Origin of the sequence: Mesorhizobium sanjuanii (assembly GCF_002529485.1) — a bacterium.
Taxonomy (GTDB): Bacteria; Pseudomonadota; Alphaproteobacteria; order Rhizobiales; family Rhizobiaceae; genus Mesorhizobium; species Mesorhizobium sanjuanii.
Genome location: NZ_NWQG01000197.1, coordinates 1 through 16,039 on the forward strand (window position 1 = coordinate 1; position 16,039 = coordinate 16,039).

The 16,039-nt window shown below is 59.8% G+C and carries 12 protein-coding genes; 8 read left to right on the forward strand and 4 right to left on the reverse strand.

Features of this window, described 5'->3' with window-relative positions; translation table 11 throughout:
* The first annotated feature begins 523 nt into the window (after window positions 1–523).
* A complete protein-coding gene (locus tag CN311_RS25590; RefSeq protein ID WP_133117259.1) occupies window positions 524–826 on the forward strand; it encodes a hypothetical protein in 303 nt (100 codons plus the stop codon).
* 181 nt (window positions 827–1,007) lie between these two features.
* Here CN311_RS25590 and CN311_RS25595 read toward each other — a convergent pair whose 3' ends face one another.
* The 4 genes from CN311_RS25595 to CN311_RS25610 form a co-directional block, all read right to left on the reverse strand.
* On the reverse strand, window positions 1,008–2,546 hold the full coding sequence (locus CN311_RS25595; protein ID WP_097576451.1) for an efflux transporter outer membrane subunit: 1,539 nt from the start codon (window positions 2,544–2,546) through the stop codon (window positions 1,008–1,010).
* Window positions 2,547–2,548: 2 nt separating this feature from the next.
* A complete protein-coding gene (locus CN311_RS25600; RefSeq protein WP_097576452.1) occupies window positions 2,549–4,135 on the reverse strand; it encodes a DHA2 family efflux MFS transporter permease subunit in 1,587 nt (528 codons plus the stop codon).
* Window positions 4,132–5,370: an HlyD family secretion protein gene (locus CN311_RS25605; RefSeq protein WP_245440949.1), complete on the reverse strand. Its 1,239-nt coding sequence runs from the start codon at window positions 5,368–5,370 to the stop codon at window positions 4,132–4,134. The genes CN311_RS25600 and CN311_RS25605 overlap by 4 nt, the downstream gene beginning before the upstream one ends.
* Window positions 5,371–5,915: 545 nt before the next feature.
* Window positions 5,916–6,536: a hypothetical protein gene (locus CN311_RS25610; protein ID WP_133117260.1), complete on the reverse strand. Its 621-nt coding sequence runs from the start codon at window positions 6,534–6,536 to the stop codon at window positions 5,916–5,918.
* 219 nt (window positions 6,537–6,755) lie between these two features.
* Between CN311_RS25610 and CN311_RS25615 the strand changes: the two genes are divergently transcribed.
* The 7 genes from CN311_RS25615 to CN311_RS25640 all read left to right on the forward strand — a co-directional run bounded on the left by CN311_RS25615 (window position 6,756) and on the right by CN311_RS25640 (window position 15,976).
* Complete coding sequence (locus CN311_RS25615; protein WP_097576455.1) at window positions 6,756–7,928, forward strand: efflux RND transporter periplasmic adaptor subunit; 1,173 nt, start codon at window positions 6,756–6,758, stop codon at window positions 7,926–7,928.
* Entirely contained in the window at window positions 7,925–11,065 is a 3,141-nt protein-coding gene (locus tag CN311_RS25620) for an efflux RND transporter permease subunit (RefSeq protein WP_097576456.1), read from the forward strand. Before CN311_RS25615 ends, CN311_RS25620 begins: the two co-directional genes overlap by 4 nt.
* Window positions 11,066–12,107: 1,042 nt before the next feature.
* Window positions 12,108–12,560, forward strand: a complete 453-nt coding sequence (locus CN311_RS32330; protein ID WP_133117261.1) for a hypothetical protein — start codon at window positions 12,108–12,110, stop codon at window positions 12,558–12,560.
* Between the two features lie 21 nt (window positions 12,561–12,581).
* Window positions 12,582–13,487: a hypothetical protein gene (locus CN311_RS25635; protein ID WP_133117262.1), complete on the forward strand. Its 906-nt coding sequence runs from the start codon at window positions 12,582–12,584 to the stop codon at window positions 13,485–13,487.
* Between the two features lie 232 nt (window positions 13,488–13,719).
* Complete coding sequence (locus tag CN311_RS32335) at window positions 13,720–14,067, forward strand: hypothetical protein (RefSeq protein ID WP_133117263.1); 348 nt, start codon at window positions 13,720–13,722, stop codon at window positions 14,065–14,067.
* A gap of 436 nt (window positions 14,068–14,503) precedes the next feature.
* On the forward strand, window positions 14,504–14,680 hold the full coding sequence (locus CN311_RS32730) for a hypothetical protein (protein WP_165779852.1): 177 nt from the start codon (window positions 14,504–14,506) through the stop codon (window positions 14,678–14,680).
* A 237-nt stretch (window positions 14,681–14,917) separates the two neighbouring features.
* Complete coding sequence (locus CN311_RS25640) at window positions 14,918–15,976, forward strand: AraC family transcriptional regulator (protein WP_097576460.1); 1,059 nt, start codon at window positions 14,918–14,920, stop codon at window positions 15,974–15,976.
* Window positions 15,977–16,039 lie beyond the last annotated feature (63 nt).

Sequence of the window (16,039 nt, forward strand, 5' to 3'; positions counted from 1 at the left end):
CATTTCGGGGGTTTTGGCGGCGGCCATTTTGGCGGCCGCGGCTTTGGCGGCGAGCACGGCGTAGGCATCGCCGGTGGCGGTCGGATCGCGGGCTTGGGCGGGGAGGCGCATGTCCATGGCATCCATGTCTACGACGGTCACAGGTTCAGAAGGGGCCGCGGTTTCGGCAGCGATTATTATGACGACGGCTACTGCGGTTACCCGTATCCGTATCCATACGAAGGATATCTCGGCCTTTACCCCTATTGTCCGTGATCTACCCACAACCCCTTCGAATCCGGGCCCCACGGCGCGAGTGAGGCCCGGATTCGAACACCGAAGGATTTGGCTGGTCAGCCCGCCGAACCGCGGCCCCGCTGGGATTTCGTTTCGCACCGCCGATGCCACGATGCACCCAACGAGTCATGTTTTGTAGGTATAAGATATGCACCTGTCAAATACAGGAGCTATTTGTGTATCTCAATACATTAATAATATAGTCTATGCAACAGCGGCCCACGCCGTTCTCGAAAAGGAGGTTATCGTGAGAAATATAACAACAACATTGGCAAAGATTACTTTGGGCGTGATGCTGGCGGTCGGCACGGCGACGGTCTCCATGGCGCGCGGCACCGGCAGCGATGATCATGCCGTAGACTTTGGCGACTTAAGCGGTGGTGCCATTGGCAGCCGCCAGCACCACCCGCACCACAAAGTCATTTTTAGCGATGGGGAATATCACTTTCAGCCCTGGTGGAACTACGACACCGATGCTGCGTACTGCTCGTTTGATGCCGTCAATCAGAGTTACGATGGTCCTAGTGGAATGTGGCACTCTTGCCCGTGATCCACACCTCGCCGACCGAGTGATCGGATCGAAGCGGTTTTCCCGATGGCTGCACAGTCCCCATGGTGCAGCGGTCAAGTCGCCGAGAGGGGTTTGACCGACTTCCAAAGCCGTAATGAAGCCCAGGACGTGATCTGGCGCCGGCTTTCAGCACTGCGTGCCACAACAAACCTCGACATGATCATGTCGGTTTCCTTGCCTTCGAAGGTCGTTGAGAGCTGATAGGTTGCTCGGGTGGCGCGTTCGGATACGTCAATTCCCAACCGCCACCGAGCGCTTTGTACAATTGGACGAGGTCGATCGAGATGTTGGTCGTGCTCTGTGCGTGATCCTGTTCGGCCTGCAGCAGTGTGCGTGCGGTGTCGAGCACGGTGGTGAACTCGGTCACTCCGTCATTGTAGCGCTCACGAGCCAGCGACAAGGCCTGTCGCAGATGCTCGACCTGCCTTGCCAGTCGGGCGCGTCGCTGCCGTTCGGTGCGGTAGGCGATGAGGGCATCGACAACTTCGTGCCAGGCTCGCAGCACCGTCCTGTGGTAGGCGATCGCCGCCTCGACCTGCTGGGCCTTGCGAAGCTCCAGTGTCGCCTTCAGCCGGCCACCCTGGAAAACCGGTATCGAAATGCTCGGGCCGAGATTGGTGGTGATCGCCCTGGCCGTCAACAGGCTCCCGACCTTGAGGGCGTCGAAGCCCACCGATCCATTCAGCTGGATGGATGGATAGAATTCGGCCACTGCCACGCCGATGTCGGCGGTGGCTGCGTGAAGCTGCGCTTCCGCGGCGCGAATGTCCGGGCGCCGCCGTGCGAGATCGGAAGGAATGCCGGCCGGAAACCGGGCAGGCATCGGCACCACCTGTTTGCCCGTGGCGAGTTCGCCGCGCAGTGCATCGGGCGGCAGGTCGAGCAGAAAGCTCACGGCGTTGGTCTGCTGCGCCTCCTGTTGTTGCAGGCCGGGCAACTGGGCACGGATGGCTTCGACCTGCGCGGCGGCGTTCTCGACGTCCAGACTGGTGGTCAAGCCTTTCTGCTGGCGCGTTTGCGTCAGCTGCAAAATGTCCTGCTGGATCTTCAGATTGTGATTGGCGATCCTGATCTGGGTTTGCGTGCCGCGCAGCTGGATATAGTCGCGTGCGACTTCAGCGAGGCTCGAGACCAGTGCGTCACGCCGCTGTTCCTCGAAAGACTGAACTTGCGCATCCGCCGCTTCGACCTGGCGGCGGACATGCCCCCAAAGATCGAGTTCCCACGAAGCATCGAAACCACCAGTAAACAGATCGGCCGGTTTTGCGGAAGAAATGCTCGGCGAACCAAGGAGACCATCGATCAGGCTGCCTCGGGCGCTCACATCGCTAAGATTCTGATGTTGATATCTGGCGCTGCCATTCAGGCCAGGCAGTTGAGCGGAGGCCACGGCAGCGCGCTGAAAACGGCTTTCCGCAAGCCGAACGGTCGCGGTCTTCACATCGAGGTTGGCGTCGGCGACGCGCCGCATGAGCGAGGTAAGGGTCGCGTCTCGAAAGGCCTGCCACCAAGCGGGGTCGACCGGCTCGGGAACCGTCGCGCTGGATCCCTCGAAGGCCACCGGCGCGGCTGCCGCGCTGCCCGCAAACCAGCGTTTCGGCAGGCCCGGATCAGGGCGAACGAAATCCGGTCCGACAGTGCAACCTGCCAGCGCGAACATGACTGAAATCGCTGCAACAGCGTGCAAATTTTGGCCCATGATCAATCCGCGTGGTTGGCGCCCTCGCCATCGGCAGCCTTCTTGCCGGAGAGCAGGAGACAAAAGGGAACGGCGAGGAAGGCGACAAAGGAGAAGAACAGAAAGACGTCCGAATAGGCGAGGACGGCAACTTGCGTCTGGAAGACCTGGTAGACCTTTCCAACCGCCATTCCATGGACCGATCCCGCGGCATGGCCCGTCGCCGTCAAGGCACGTTCGTATTGATCAACCAACGCGTTGTAGGGTTGATGAAAAGGTGAGGCCCATTCCGACAGGTAGGATTGCCGGATCTGGCTCCGCTCGGTGACGAGCGAGGTTGCGACGGAAATACCTACCGAACCGGACACGTTGCGAACCATGGAAAAGAGGGCAGCCCCGTCACCGCTCAGTTCGCGTGGCAAGCTGAGATAGGTGGTCGTGCTGATGGGCACGAACAAAAACGCCAGGGCGGCCGCCTGCAAGCTGCGCATCAGCACGAGCGTCGGGAAATCGATGTTCGGTACCAGATGGCTCGAGAACAACAGCGCGCCTCCCATCACCAAAAAACCGGCCGCCACGACGAACCGCGTCTGGACGATTGTCATGAGGCGTCCAACCAATGGAATGAGGACGATCACGATGATGCCGCCTGGAGAAAGAATGAGCCCTGCCCAGGTTGCGGTATAGCCAAGAACCTGTTGCGCGAGCTGCGGGATGACGACGGCGCTCGCGTAGAGGATACTGCCCATCGCCGCGATCATTGCGCAGCCGGCGGTGAAATTCCTGTCCTTGAATACGTCGAGATTGACGATCGGTTTCTTGGCAATCAGCAGCCAGCCGATCGCCCCCGCGATTCCCAGGAAAGCGAGCAGCGCCATCAACACGATGAAGGGCGAACCGAACCAATCGTCATCCGTGCCGCGATCCATCATGATCAGCAGGCATCCGAGACCAAGCGTGATGAGCGACAGGCCAATGTAGTCGAGCCCCCGGCTCTTCCTGTTCTTCACCCAAGGTGGATCCTCGATGAGGATCGCATTCAAGAAAACCGCGAGGATGCCCACTGGTATGTTGATGAAGAAGATCCAGCGCCAGGTCGACTGATCGGTGATGATGCCGCCCAGCGTCGGACCGAGGACCGGGGCGACGACGGTTGCGATCGCCGTCACGCCGAATGCGGCCGCGCGCCTGGCCGGCGGGAACGTGTCCAGGATGATCGACTGCTGGCTCGGCTGCAGGCCGCCGCCGAAGAAGCCCTGCAGCAGCCGGAAGACGATCAGCTCGCCCAGACTGGTCGACGTCCCGCACAAGAACGAGAAGACCGTGAACATGGTGATGCAGATCAGGAAATAGCGTTTGCGCCCGAAGAGATCGCTCAGCCAACCGGAAATGGTCAGTACGATTCCGTTTGCCACCAGGTAGGAGGTGAGCGCCCAGGTCGCCTCGTCATTGCTCGCCGACAGACTGCCGGCAATATGGGGCAAGGCAACATTGACGATCGTCGTGTCGAGGACTTCCATGAAGGCGGCAAGGGTCACCGAAACCGCGATGAGCCAGGGATTGTAGCGGGGCTTCCAGGTCGCGCCGGCCTCGGTTGGAGCGCTGCTCATCGAACCGATACCGTTGGAACCACCGATATGCCGAGCGGCAGCGGAACCTTGGGATCGAGCCCGCTGTCGATGACGATCTTGACCGGCACGCGTTGGACGATCTTTACGAAATTGCCGGTGGCGTTTTCGGGTGGGAAGGCAGTGAACTTCGAGCCGGACCCCATCTGCACACTGTCGACATGGCCATGCAGGTCGAGCCGAGGATAGGCATCCACGTCGATCCTTACGTTCTGGCCGGGCCGCAGGCCGTCAAGCTGGTTTTCCTTGAAGTTGGCCGTGATCCAAACGTCCGGCGGAACGATCGAGAAAATCTGCTGGCCAGGCGTGACGTAGTTGCCCATTTCCACGTTGCGCCGGGTTATCCAGCCATCCTGCGGCGCCGTCACGACCGTCCACGAGAGGTTGAGTTCGGCTTGATCAAGCTGCGCTTGAGCCTGTTCGATTTGACCGTTCAACTGTTCGACCTGCGCGTCGCTCTGGCCGATGTGCTGCTCGACCGGTGAACTTAGCTGAACTTGGGCTTCGGCCTGCGTGACTTGCGCTTTGCTTTGGCGCAGCGCCGCCAACGCGGCATCGACCTCCTGCTGCGTTGTCGCGGCTTTCGGCAGCGTGCTCTGCCGGTCATAATCGGCCTGGGCCTTTGTCAAATTTGCCTGTGCCGTCAGCAGTTGAGCCTGGGCCTGTTGGAACAGAGCGGGGAAACTCCTACGAGCGATCTCGCTCGCCAGCCGTTCCCCCGCAGCTTGCGCCCTGCCGCTGTCCAGGGCCCCCTGCGACCGGTTTCGCTCGCTCATGTAGGAGCGCGGATCGATATGGATCAGCGGATCACCCCTGTGGACATATTGGTTGTCAGTCACGTCCAGCGACACGACGAGGCCCGAAACCTGCGGCGCGATGGTGACAACGCGCCCATCGACATAGGCGTCATCCGTGCTCACCAAGTTGCGGTTCGCGTACCAGTAATAGGACCCGCCGAGGACAAGAGCAGCCAGGACAATGAAACCGATGATGAAGACGGCTGGCCGGCGGTTTTGGTGTCCGGTATCTGAACCGCCTGGTCCGCCCGCGCGCTCGCTTCCGACGCTCGCCTCGGCCTGCCCGTCCGCGGGCGGCGGGCCTCCAGGAGCTTGTTGGCCATGATCGCCTTCACCAGGGCGGCTATCGGCGGTTCTGGGGATGGTGGAGTTCGGAACGGGAGCGATCGCAAGTATCTCAGCGATAGGGGCGTCGTCCACCGGGGGTGTCTCGGACCCGCCACGGGCTTGGCGGAGGACACTGATCCTGGCGGTCTGGGACATCGGGCGCCTCTCTCATGCGAACTGATCTGAGACGTTTCCCGATGTACGACTTCGCCTGTAGCGACCAGTCGGCTCGCGAGCCGCTCACAGGCTTCGGCGGAAGCCAGCTTGCCGCTCAGGAACTAGCGGTCACGGGCTCTTTTCGACCCATGCATTATTCGGGCAATTGGCTGTCTCTCCTTCTGTTTAGGTTAGAGTGTTGGCGACCACGCGATCCATCCCACAAAGGTATACGAGAGCGCAGCATAAGTCTGAACGGCTGATACATTGGTTTGTAGCGGTGACTTCACTTTGCGGATGCGTTGCTCGGGCCGCCAACACGAAACCGGCTACCGAACAACGAAGGCTGCCTCGCATCGTTGCACTTCACTGGAAGTGCCGCCCGGATTTTCCTCGGCCTAGTCACCATCGCCGGGACAGTCCAATGACAAGGAACGTCAAATGCTCGAGGTCGGCGTGCGAATAGGGAAATCCAGCCGCCTTTACGGAAGAGCGCTTCCCCTCCATCTGGCATCCTCCGCGATCTGACTGGACGAAATGCGTTCGAACGGCCCAATGACGTTCCTTTGCGCATGCCTCTCCTGGACACACGAAACGACGGTAGTTCCAATGCGAAATGACAATGATGTTGCGATGCCATTCTTGCTGATCGCAATCGGGATCGCTCTGTTGTTCAGCGGACCGAGCCTGGCGCAGGTCAGCACGCCCGCAATAGGAATGACTTCGCCCCTCTCTGCCGTTGGTTCGCCCCTCAATCCGGTTGGTATTCCCTTGGGCGCGGTCGAACTCGATCCTGGTGGCTTGACCACGCCTGGCTCGCCAACGACATCTGGCTCCATAGGCACGAGCAATTCCGGGTGTACCAATGTTCTGGCGCCAAGTGTTCTGGCGGCACCTTCTGAAGTTGCCGGAACGACCTCCGGCCTTTCCACTTTCGACGGCGGAGGCGTTGACGGAACCACGACCATGAGCGGGACGTCTGTGAATCCGATGCCTTCAACAGCATTGGGCACCTGCAGCTCGACGGCGTCGAGCGCGTCGCCTTCCGGCACCACATCGATACTGTCCACCACCACTGGCACATCGTCCGGGGCATCGTCCACGGGTCTTGGGACCCCGGCTGGGATTCCGCTGGGGTCTTCGGAACTCAGCAATTTGGGAGTGAGCCCGATAATTAGCATTCCAACGCCCGATTTAGCTGATCCGGTGACAAGTCCACTGGTTACGGTTCCAACCTGCGGCAGCACGGGTGTGACAGGCACAAACACGCTGTCGGCGTCCGGCTGCTGACGAAAGCGATCCCGTCTTTGTAGGAGCCCTCGATGCGCAAGCGACCCGTCATTGTTGCCGCGCTGCTGATCTTGATCGGCGGCGTTGGGTTTGCAGCCAAGCATGTCTACGATCCTTCCGAACCTGCGGCGGCCTCTGTTCCTGCGCCGGCGGTTCCGGTCGTTGCCGGAAAAGTGGCCAGTCACGACGTGCCGATCTACCTGCGTGGAGTGGGAACGGTGATCGCCTACAACAACGTGGTGGTGCACAGCCTGATTTCAGGACCGATTACGAAGATCGCATTCACCCAAGGTCAGACAGTGAAAAAGGGCGATCTGCTGGCGCAGATCGACCCAAATCCCTATCAGGCACAAATCGATCAGATAATCGCAACGCGCGATCGCGACCAGGCACAGCTCGTCAACGCGCAGGCAAATCTGGACCGCTACACGCCACTGCTGGCTAAGGGCTTTGCCACTTCCCAGCTGGTGGCCACGCAGAAGGCTCAGGTCATCCAGCTCCAGGCGACAATCAAGGCAGACGAGGCTCTGTTACGAGCCGCGCAGGTCAATCTGAGCTATACGCGTCTGACCTCGCCGATCGACGGTGTAACGGGTATCCGGCAGATCGACGAAGGCAACATCATTCACCCGACCGATGCCTTTGGTCTGGTCGACATTGCGCAGGTCCAACCGATCTCGCTGATCTTCACGCTGCCCGAGGAAACCCTCCCTCAAATCCAGCAGGAGATGGCCAAGGGGCCGCTTACGGTCTTTGCGTACAGCCAGGACGACAAGACCAAACTCGACGAGGGCAAACTCCTGCTTGTCGACAACCAGATCGTCCAGACGACAGGTACGATCCGCCTCCGGGCCACGTTTCCGAACGCTGGGAAGCAACTCTGGCCGGGTGCGCTCGTGAATGCGCGTTTGCTTGTTGATACCCGCAATGGGGGGCTGACGATCGCCGGGTCGGCAGTGCAGCAAGGTCCGAACGGCTCCTATGTTTACGTGATCGCACCTGATGGAACCGCGCAGATGCGGCCTGTCACTGTTGCACAGCTGACGGGGGGACAAGCTCTCATCGATTCGGGCCTCAAGGCGAATGAAACTGTCGTGGTCGACGGACAGTACAGGCTCGCGCAGGGCACCCCCGTCCAAGTACTGCAGGGCAAAGCCGCTGATGAGGCCGCCCTGCAAAGCGCAGTGCAGCAAGCGATCCCGTGAACATCTCGGCCCCTTTCATTCATCGGCCAATCGCGACAGGCCTGCTGATGGTGGGTCTGCTGCTGTGTGGGCTCGCTACCTATCGGCTTCTGCCGGTCGCATCCCTGCCAAACGTCAACTTTCCCACGATTCAGGTATCAGCGCAGTTGCCCGGCGCCGATCCCGAAACCATGGCGTCGTCGATAGCCACCCCGCTTGAGCAACAGATAAGCCAGCTCCCCGGCGTGACCCAGCTGACTTCGACCAGCGCGCTTGGCAGCACACAGCTCACCGTTCAGTTCGACCTCAGCCGGAGCGTCGACAGTGCAGCGGTTGACGTGCTGTCGGCGATCAATGCCGCCAGCCCCGATCTGCCGCTGGGCATCCCCTATCCGCCGACCATCCGTAAGGTTAATCCGGCGGATACGCCGATCCTGGTGCTCGCACTGACATCCGATACCCTGCCGCTGACGACGGTCGATGCCTATGCGGAAAACATCCTGCTGCCGAAGATCTCGCAAATCTCCGGCGTCGGTCTTGTCGGCATTGGCGGCCAGCAGAAGCCGGCGATCCGTGTGCAGATCAATCCGCAAGCCGCGGCGGCCCGCGGCATTGGGCTTGAAGATGTTCGTAACGTGCTTGGCGAGGCCAATGTCGATATTGCGAAGGGCACGCTCAACAGCCCGCGTCAAACCTTCACGCTCAACACCAACGACCAGCTGCTCAAGCCTGACCTCTACAATGATATTATCGTCGCCTATCGCAATGGCTCGCCTGTCCGCATCCGCGACATCGGCATCGCGATCGACGGGCCGGAGAACCACTTTGTAGCCGCCTGGTTCGACAAGAAGCCCGCTATCTTGCTGGCCATCCGGCGCCTGCCCGGTGCCAATGTGATCGAGACGGTCGGCCGCATTCAGGCTTTGTTGCCCCAGTTGCAAGCCTCGATCCCGCCCGGCATCAAGGTATCGGTCGTTTCGGACCGCACACAAACCATCCGTGCCTCGGTCGCGGACGTTCAGTTCACGTTGATGCTGACCGTCGCTCTGGTGGTGATGGTGATATTCCTGTTCCTGCGCAATTTCTGGGCCACGGTCATTCCCGCAGTAACCGTACCCCTTTCGCTCGTCGGCACCTTTGCCGTGCTCTTTGCGCTTGGTTACAGCCTCGACAATCTGTCGCTCATGGCCTTGTCGATCGCGGTCGGCTTCGTCGTCGACGATGCGGTCGTCGTGATCGAGAACATCGTCCGCCACGTCGAAGAGGGCCTTACCCCGATGGAGGCTGCGCTGAAGGGCTCGAGCGAGATCGGCTTCACCATCATTTCGATCACGCTGTCGCTCATCGCGGTGTTCATTCCACTATTTCTGATGGGAGGCTATGTCGGCGAACTCTTCCAGGAATTCGCCGTGACGGTGGCCGTTTCACTGATCCTATCCCTGGTGATCTCGCTGACGCTGACGCCAATGATGTGCGCTCATCTGCTCAAGAATAAAGCCAATGTCAGGCATGGGCGGCTCTATACTATCTGCGAAAGCGGCTTCGATACGCTGCTTGGATTGTATGAACGGGGCCTGAAGATCGTGCTGCGGCACACTTTCGTTGTGCTGCTCGCCATGCTCGGAACGATTGCCATTACCGGCTATCTCTATGTTGTCATCCCGAAGGGCTTTTTCCCGCAACAAGACACCGGCCTGATTATCGGCGTCACCGAGGCCGACCAGGATATTTCGTTCCCGGCTATGGCCGAGCGCCAGCAGGCGATAACCGACACCGTGCTGAAGGATCCGGCGGTGGCTTCGGTCGGAGCCTCGATAGGAGCAACTGGCGGGAGCACGCTCAATCGAGGGACGATGTATATCGCCTTGAAGCCCAACAACCAGCGTGACGTCAGCGCCGATCAGGTGATCAGCCGGCTGTCATCCCAACTCGCCGGGACCCAAGGCATAGCGCTTTACATGCAAGCGGCGCAGGACATCACCGTCGGCGGCCGCGTTTCGAAGACGCAGTATCAATACACCCTGGCCGATGCCGATTCCAACGAGCTCAACCATTGGGCGCCGATCTTCCTCGACAAGCTGAGAAGCATGCCAGGAATCGTTGACGTGGCCACCGATCAGGAGAATGCCGGACCCCTGCTCGATGTCACCGTCAATCGCGAGGTCGCGTCGAGTTTCGGAATCCTCCCATCGACGATCGACAACACGCTCGACGATGCCTTCGGCCAGCGCATCGTCTCCACAATGTTTACGCAGCTCAACCAGTATCACGTCGTTCTCGAGGTCAGCCCGGAATTCCAGTACGGTCCCGAAGCGCTCAAGGATATCTATCTGAATTCCTCGACAGGGCAGCAGGTGCCGTTAAGCGCCCTGGTGACCAGCGTGACGAAGGCTGCGCCGATCGTGATCAATCATCAAGGCATGTTCCCGGCGGTCACGATCTCCTTCAATTTAAAACCGGGGGTGGCGCTCGGAGATGTGGTCGCCGCTATCCAGCAGTTCGAGCGCGATGCCGGAAAGCCCGCTTCGCTTGCAACCAGCTTCCAAGGCAACGCGCAGGCCTTTCAGTCGGCGCTGTCAGGCATGCCAATCCTGATCGGAGTGGCGCTTGTGGTGATCTACATCATCCTTGGAGTACTCTACGAGAGCCTGATCCATCCGATTACCATTCTGTCGACGCTGCCTTCAGCCGCTATCGGCGCCTTGTTGTTGCTGATGGCGGTTCATATGGACTTCAACGTGATAGCGCTGATCGGCGTTATCCTGCTGATCGGCATCGTCAAGAAGAACGGCATCATGCTTGTCGACTTTGCGCTCCAGGTCGAGAGGAGCGAAGGTCTCAGTCCGCAGGAGTCGATCTACCGGGCCTGCACCATACGTTTCAGGCCGATCCTGATGACCACCATGGCGGCGATGCTGGGCGGCGTGCCGTTGATGCTGGGCACCGGCGCCGGATCGGAAATCCGCCAGCCGCTCGGCTACACGATCGTGGGTGGCTTGGTGCTGTCGCAAGTTCTCACGCTCTACACGACGCCGGTGGTCTACCTGTATCTTGAGCGGCTCGGCAAATTCCTGGGTGGCTTGCGAGGCGCAAGAACACCGCATGTGGAACCCGAGCAAGGTGAACTCTTCTCCGAAACGACGCCCCCAGCCGGCTAGACCACGATCCCGACAGTGGGAACCGGTTTTAGGATAAGATCACGGTCAAACATTGAGATAGGGCCCGTCCCGATTCCATCGGGATGGAACAGGCTCCAAGCGGTGATTGGTTTGCCCCGGTCATGTTCTCATAGATTGCCAGCGTCAAGTCGCTGCGCGCAGTCCCGGGGGGCAGACCTGCGCGGCCTGTCCGGTCGGCCGACGCGAGACAGTACGATGAGCTTGGTTCGCGGCTCAGCGAGGGAGGTTCAGGTCCCGTTGTCAGGAGGTATGAAGCAGTAGACGTTTTTCCCAGTCGCGCAAATGTGGGCTGTTTCGTTCCATGAGTAGGGGTGCTCTGGCACCCTTCTGGACGGCTCGATCGGCGTCCATACTCCGTTGAGTTTACCCCACCACTTTCCACCCTCGAACTTGGCGACCGTTGGCCGACAGTCGCCGCCGTGGCAGCATGAGCCACCCAGCGTGTTATGCATCCCCATGTAGATGTCGTGCCACTTCTCGTGCCCTTGGCCGTAGTTGCCCTCGGGAGGGCCAGCCGGGACGTGGGAGGTGTGGTCCTGAGCCAGTGCGGGGCTGGCCACCAGCAGGAAAACCAGTGGGCGGAAGTCCATCGCTTAACATCCTCCATTTGGTGTTGCGGGTTGTCTCGTCGAAACATTGCAGAGAGCAAAAGTAGTACTGGTGAGGTATTTTCACCTCATGCACGCAGCTTAGACATTTCATTCGCTGTTCCTTTTCCTTCTGGAAGAATGCGTAGGTTTTGCCATCGACTTGAATCATCCATTGGTATGGCTGCGTAAGCTAATTGGTGAAACGGTTACTTATGACGTCTTATCGAGTAGGTATCGGGCGGGTATTCCTGGCAAGAACGGCGAACACTGCTAGAGCCGGGCGCGATCAGCGCTCGACACGTCGGCTTTGCTTGGAAGTCGATTGAAGACAGTGAACGCAACGGGCGAAACTCGAACCAGAGCGGCGTTTGCGAAAGATATTTCCTTGCTTGAGCGCAACACTCGACGCTCGACCACGAGGATCTCAATGCATGGCGTCCAGGAAGTCGATGCGACCCTACAAGTCCTCCGCAGTTGCTGCCGGGATAGGCCCGCTCGACTGGCCGATCGTCGATGCGTTGTCATGGCGCGAGTGTCTCGGTAAGTCGCGCTGGTTCGAACTCTTCGCCGTGATGGCACCGCCCTGTCTTTTCGCCGTGCTCGCGGGCTGGACCACGGACGCCGGCGCCAGATCGTTTTTGATTTGCCTCGCCATTTGTTCGGATGCGTTGATCGTCTTGCTCTGGTTTGTAGAGAAAGACGATGCCCAGACTGAACCGCCTCTGCCTCATCCGCGCCGCTGGCGGACGGTCCGATGCTTGAGGGGCCAAGGCGATGATCGTCCGCAATTCCTGCAGCCAGTGGATGCAGGCGAAACCCATGGACGACGAAGCGCTCGGCATCGGCGCTTCGAGGTGATCAAGAGCGCCTGGTCTGAAGGGTGAATTTTTCGGTAGGAGAGTGGGATGGCTAACCGCGCCTGGCGCCTGACGGTGCCCAGCTTATTATTGGCTCTCGTTGCAAGTTCGGAAGCCTCGGCATCCTACGTCGGAGACCGCTTCTTTCCCTCTACCCTGGCGACCGTCGTTCCCACCCCGGCCGACTTCATAAATTTTCCCCAATTGACGCAGTTGCCCGACACCGCCTCGCACGAGGTCGACTTTCCTTTCTCCTACAGCAAGCTCATCACTCCGGATTGGTCGGTCTCGTTCACCGCGAACTACCGCAAGATCGATCAGGGGAGCACACGCGCGGGCTTCGACAATCTGGTGCTCGGCACACAGTATGAACTCTATTCCAATGCCGAGCATGAGTTCGTGCTCTCGGCAGGCGGCACGCTGGCGCTGGGGGGCACCGGATCGTCTGAGATAGGGGCCAAGTCGTTCTCCACGCTGACGCCGACGGTTTACGTAGGCAAGGGTTTCGGCGATCTGTCGGATTCAATGGCGTGGCTGCGTCCGGTCAATGTTACCGCGACCCTCGGAGTAGCCCTGCCGACCGAATCCACCACCGTGGTAGGCGCTGCCAGGGTCGACAACCCAAACATCCTGCAATGGGGCTTCGCCCTGGAATACAGCCTGCTGACCAATTCGTATTCCGCCGGCAAGGGGGATGCTCATCGCTTCGCGGAGGGTTTGGTACCGCTGGTGGAATTCGCGATGCAGACGCCGCTGGACGGGCCGTCGGCCGGAGAGACGACGGGCACGATCAATCCTGGCGTCATCTGGGTGGGCGAGTACGGTCAACTCGGGGTGGAGGCGATCATTCCGATCAATGAGAGTTCGGGCCGCGACATCGGCGTGCGCGCGCAGCTCCACTTCTATCTCGGCAACATCTTTTCGAACGCGATCGGAAAGCCGATCTTCGACTGACCGCGCGCCGCGTTGCCTATGAACAGGACCAGGATCCCTCCCGGCCAGAAGCGAGGGCGGCCATGCAAGGACCTCGGACCAATCGGCGAGAGTCGACGACGAGGAACGCCCTGGCCTTGTGCTTCGCCTCACTTCTTGTTGGCCGAATTATACTCCAAGGCTATGAAGATAAACAATTAAATCCAGTTGGATGTGTTACGTATAGTGCCTCGAGACGTGTTTCGAAACCTATATGAACATCGCCGGCATGAGCGACAATTCTGTCGCCAATTCGAGTTTCGCCGGCTGTGCAACAGAACAACAGGTGAAACACATGAACTCTCTCTCAACCGCGGCTGCAGTCGCGGCAGTCCTGCTGTCGACTGCTTGGGCCGCTGCAGCAAGTTCGCCTGCTGGACATACGCAGGCGAAGTTCGATCATGTCGAACGAAAAACAAACAGCAACCACTCATTGTTGCCGAGGCACGTTAAAGCACCGACAGCCGGATCGGCCAAGAAGCCCGTAGCGCAACCCAATAATAACGGGGACGAGTATCCCTCGGCCGATTCCGACCTGTTTTCGGGTATGGACGGGCTTTGATCAAAAGGCCCCACGCGACGCGGTGATTGCGGTTTAGGCTGCCTTGACCGCGCCGTCGGCTTGAGTTGGCCCCACCGGTGACAGAGCTTGGCGAACTGCCGGCAGCGCTGTTCCTTCCTCCCTGCCCAGGACGTCGCCATGAGGCGGTCGAGCGTTGCGACATCGGATCCCTGTCTGCGAAATCGCGCGATACATCGCGCAGTCAAGTCGCATCACCGAAGGTGCCGATCGCCGGCAGCGCTTCGGCGATCGATCGTGAATCGGTTCTGCCCGGAGGGCAGGAGGAAAGATGGGCCGATGACAGCATGTCATCGGCCCAAGAACCCGAGCGGTGAGAAAGGCTCCCGGGGGGAAGAGCGCCTTCACAATCGATCAGCGGGCGAGGGAGGGGAGAGGCCCGCAGGATCAATCTGGCACGAGTTGGAGCGCTGCCACGATGGTGGACGGAAATGGGATCGAAACCACCGACCACAGCGCCGAGCTGCAACCTAGTGCTTTTTGCCGTCGGCGCTTCGTCATTCTTGCCGGCTTTGCATCCAGCTTGCGGATTTCGCGCGAAACGTCAAAAGCCCAAGCCATGCAGGGAACCTCGTTCAAGATCATCAAGGGGTGACATCCAGTAGCGCCAAATCGACCAATCACCTGGGATCGGCCGCAATTGAAGACGCGGCCAATTGGTCCGTGCGGCACAAATACCATTACTATCGATTGTAACATCCAATCACAAACCAAGGTATGAGTAGTTCAAACCAATACTCTATAACCACCGACGGATGTAGAATGGGATAAATCATAGCCGGCGCCTTACGCTGACATCCGATGGGATAACCCGAAGGATGTGCGCCAAGCCATGTTGATGAATCCTGCCTCCAGTGACATCGATACACTCGCGATTTCTGCCTTAGCGGCCAATACTCGGCGACTGGAGCAAACGGGACCATTCCTGTCGGCGGATTGGCGTGCTCCGCTCAACGGCGGAAAGGCACAACGCACCAACTCCGTGGCGCATGCGCAGTTCCGGCGCCGGAGCACCGAAGCGGCCGATTACCGTGTCGAGATATCCTCAGCCGACGCCGTGAGCAGTCGCACGGCGATTTCGGATGGGATCGTTGCCGAGGTGGTCCAAGCCGCCGGTCGTGACAAATTCGAATTCCGGTTTCGCGCGCCCATGCACTTGCTGGTGGTCTACGAGCAGGGCACGCGGCAAGACGGTGATACTTTCGTCGAAGGTTTACCCCGATCGAAACTGCGGGATTTTGGCCGCCGGCTGACCTTGGTGCCCGCCGGTCGCGAATATCTTGAATGGCATGCGCCGCGGACGTTTGCGCGTCTCATGTTTGTCTATCTCGATCCTGCCAAGCTGCAAATTCCGTTCAACGCCGGCACGACAGATGTGGCGTTCGCGGCGAAGCTTTTCTTTGAGGACGCGACGCTTTTGGGCACGGCCCTCAAACTCATGAGGTCGCTCGAAAGTCCAACCCCGGAGAATCGGTACTACCTGGAAGCACTGGGCATCGTCCTGGCTCATGAGCTGATCCGTTTCCACGAGGGGACGCCAAGAGCTCAACCTCAGCTTCGAGGGGGGCTTGCAGCTTGGCAGCAGCGAATCGTCACGGCGCACATCGAGGCGCATTTGGGCGAACCGGTACCGCTCGCCACTCTCGCGCAGCTTGCCAGGTTGAGCCCATGCTATTTTTGCCGCGCCTTCAAGCTGTCTTTTGGGATGCCTCCGCATCGGTATCTCACCAGCCGTCGAATCGAGCATGCCAAAGGGCTCCTCGCCACGCGCGCTCATTCGGTGACGGACATCGGATTGACTATTGGATACAGCGAAACCAGCTCATTCACGGCCGCTTTTCGCAAGGCGACCGGCCTGACGCCGAGTGCTTACCAGCGGAGCCTCGGATAGACCCTGAAAAGCCCGGTCTGGCTGGGAATCTGGCAGTTCGTGAAACTCGCCCCCCCCGGTGAA

What these genes read in the sequence shown, in the direction of transcription:
- CN311_RS25640 (WP_097576460.1), top strand. Translation starts at nt 14,918, where the DNA reads ATGTTGATGAATCCTGCCTCCAGTGACATCGATACACTCGCGATTTCT.
- CN311_RS32330 (WP_133117261.1), top strand. Translation starts at nt 12,108, where the DNA reads ATGGCGTCCAGGAAGTCGATGCGACCCTACAAGTCCTCCGCAGTTGCT.
- CN311_RS25635 (WP_133117262.1), top strand. Translation starts at nt 12,582, where the DNA reads ATGGCTAACCGCGCCTGGCGCCTGACGGTGCCCAGCTTATTATTGGCT.
- CN311_RS32335 (WP_133117263.1), top strand. Translation starts at nt 13,720, where the DNA reads ATGAACATCGCCGGCATGAGCGACAATTCTGTCGCCAATTCGAGTTTC.
- CN311_RS25595 (WP_097576451.1), bottom strand. Translation starts at nt 2,546, where the DNA reads ATGGGCCAAAATTTGCACGCTGTTGCAGCGATTTCAGTCATGTTCGCG.
- CN311_RS32730 (WP_165779852.1), top strand. Translation starts at nt 14,504, where the DNA reads ATGGTGGACGGAAATGGGATCGAAACCACCGACCACAGCGCCGAGCTG.
- CN311_RS25600 (WP_097576452.1), bottom strand. Translation starts at nt 4,135, where the DNA reads ATGAGCAGCGCTCCAACCGAGGCCGGCGCGACCTGGAAGCCCCGCTAC.
- CN311_RS25615 (WP_097576455.1), top strand. Translation starts at nt 6,756, where the DNA reads ATGCGCAAGCGACCCGTCATTGTTGCCGCGCTGCTGATCTTGATCGGC.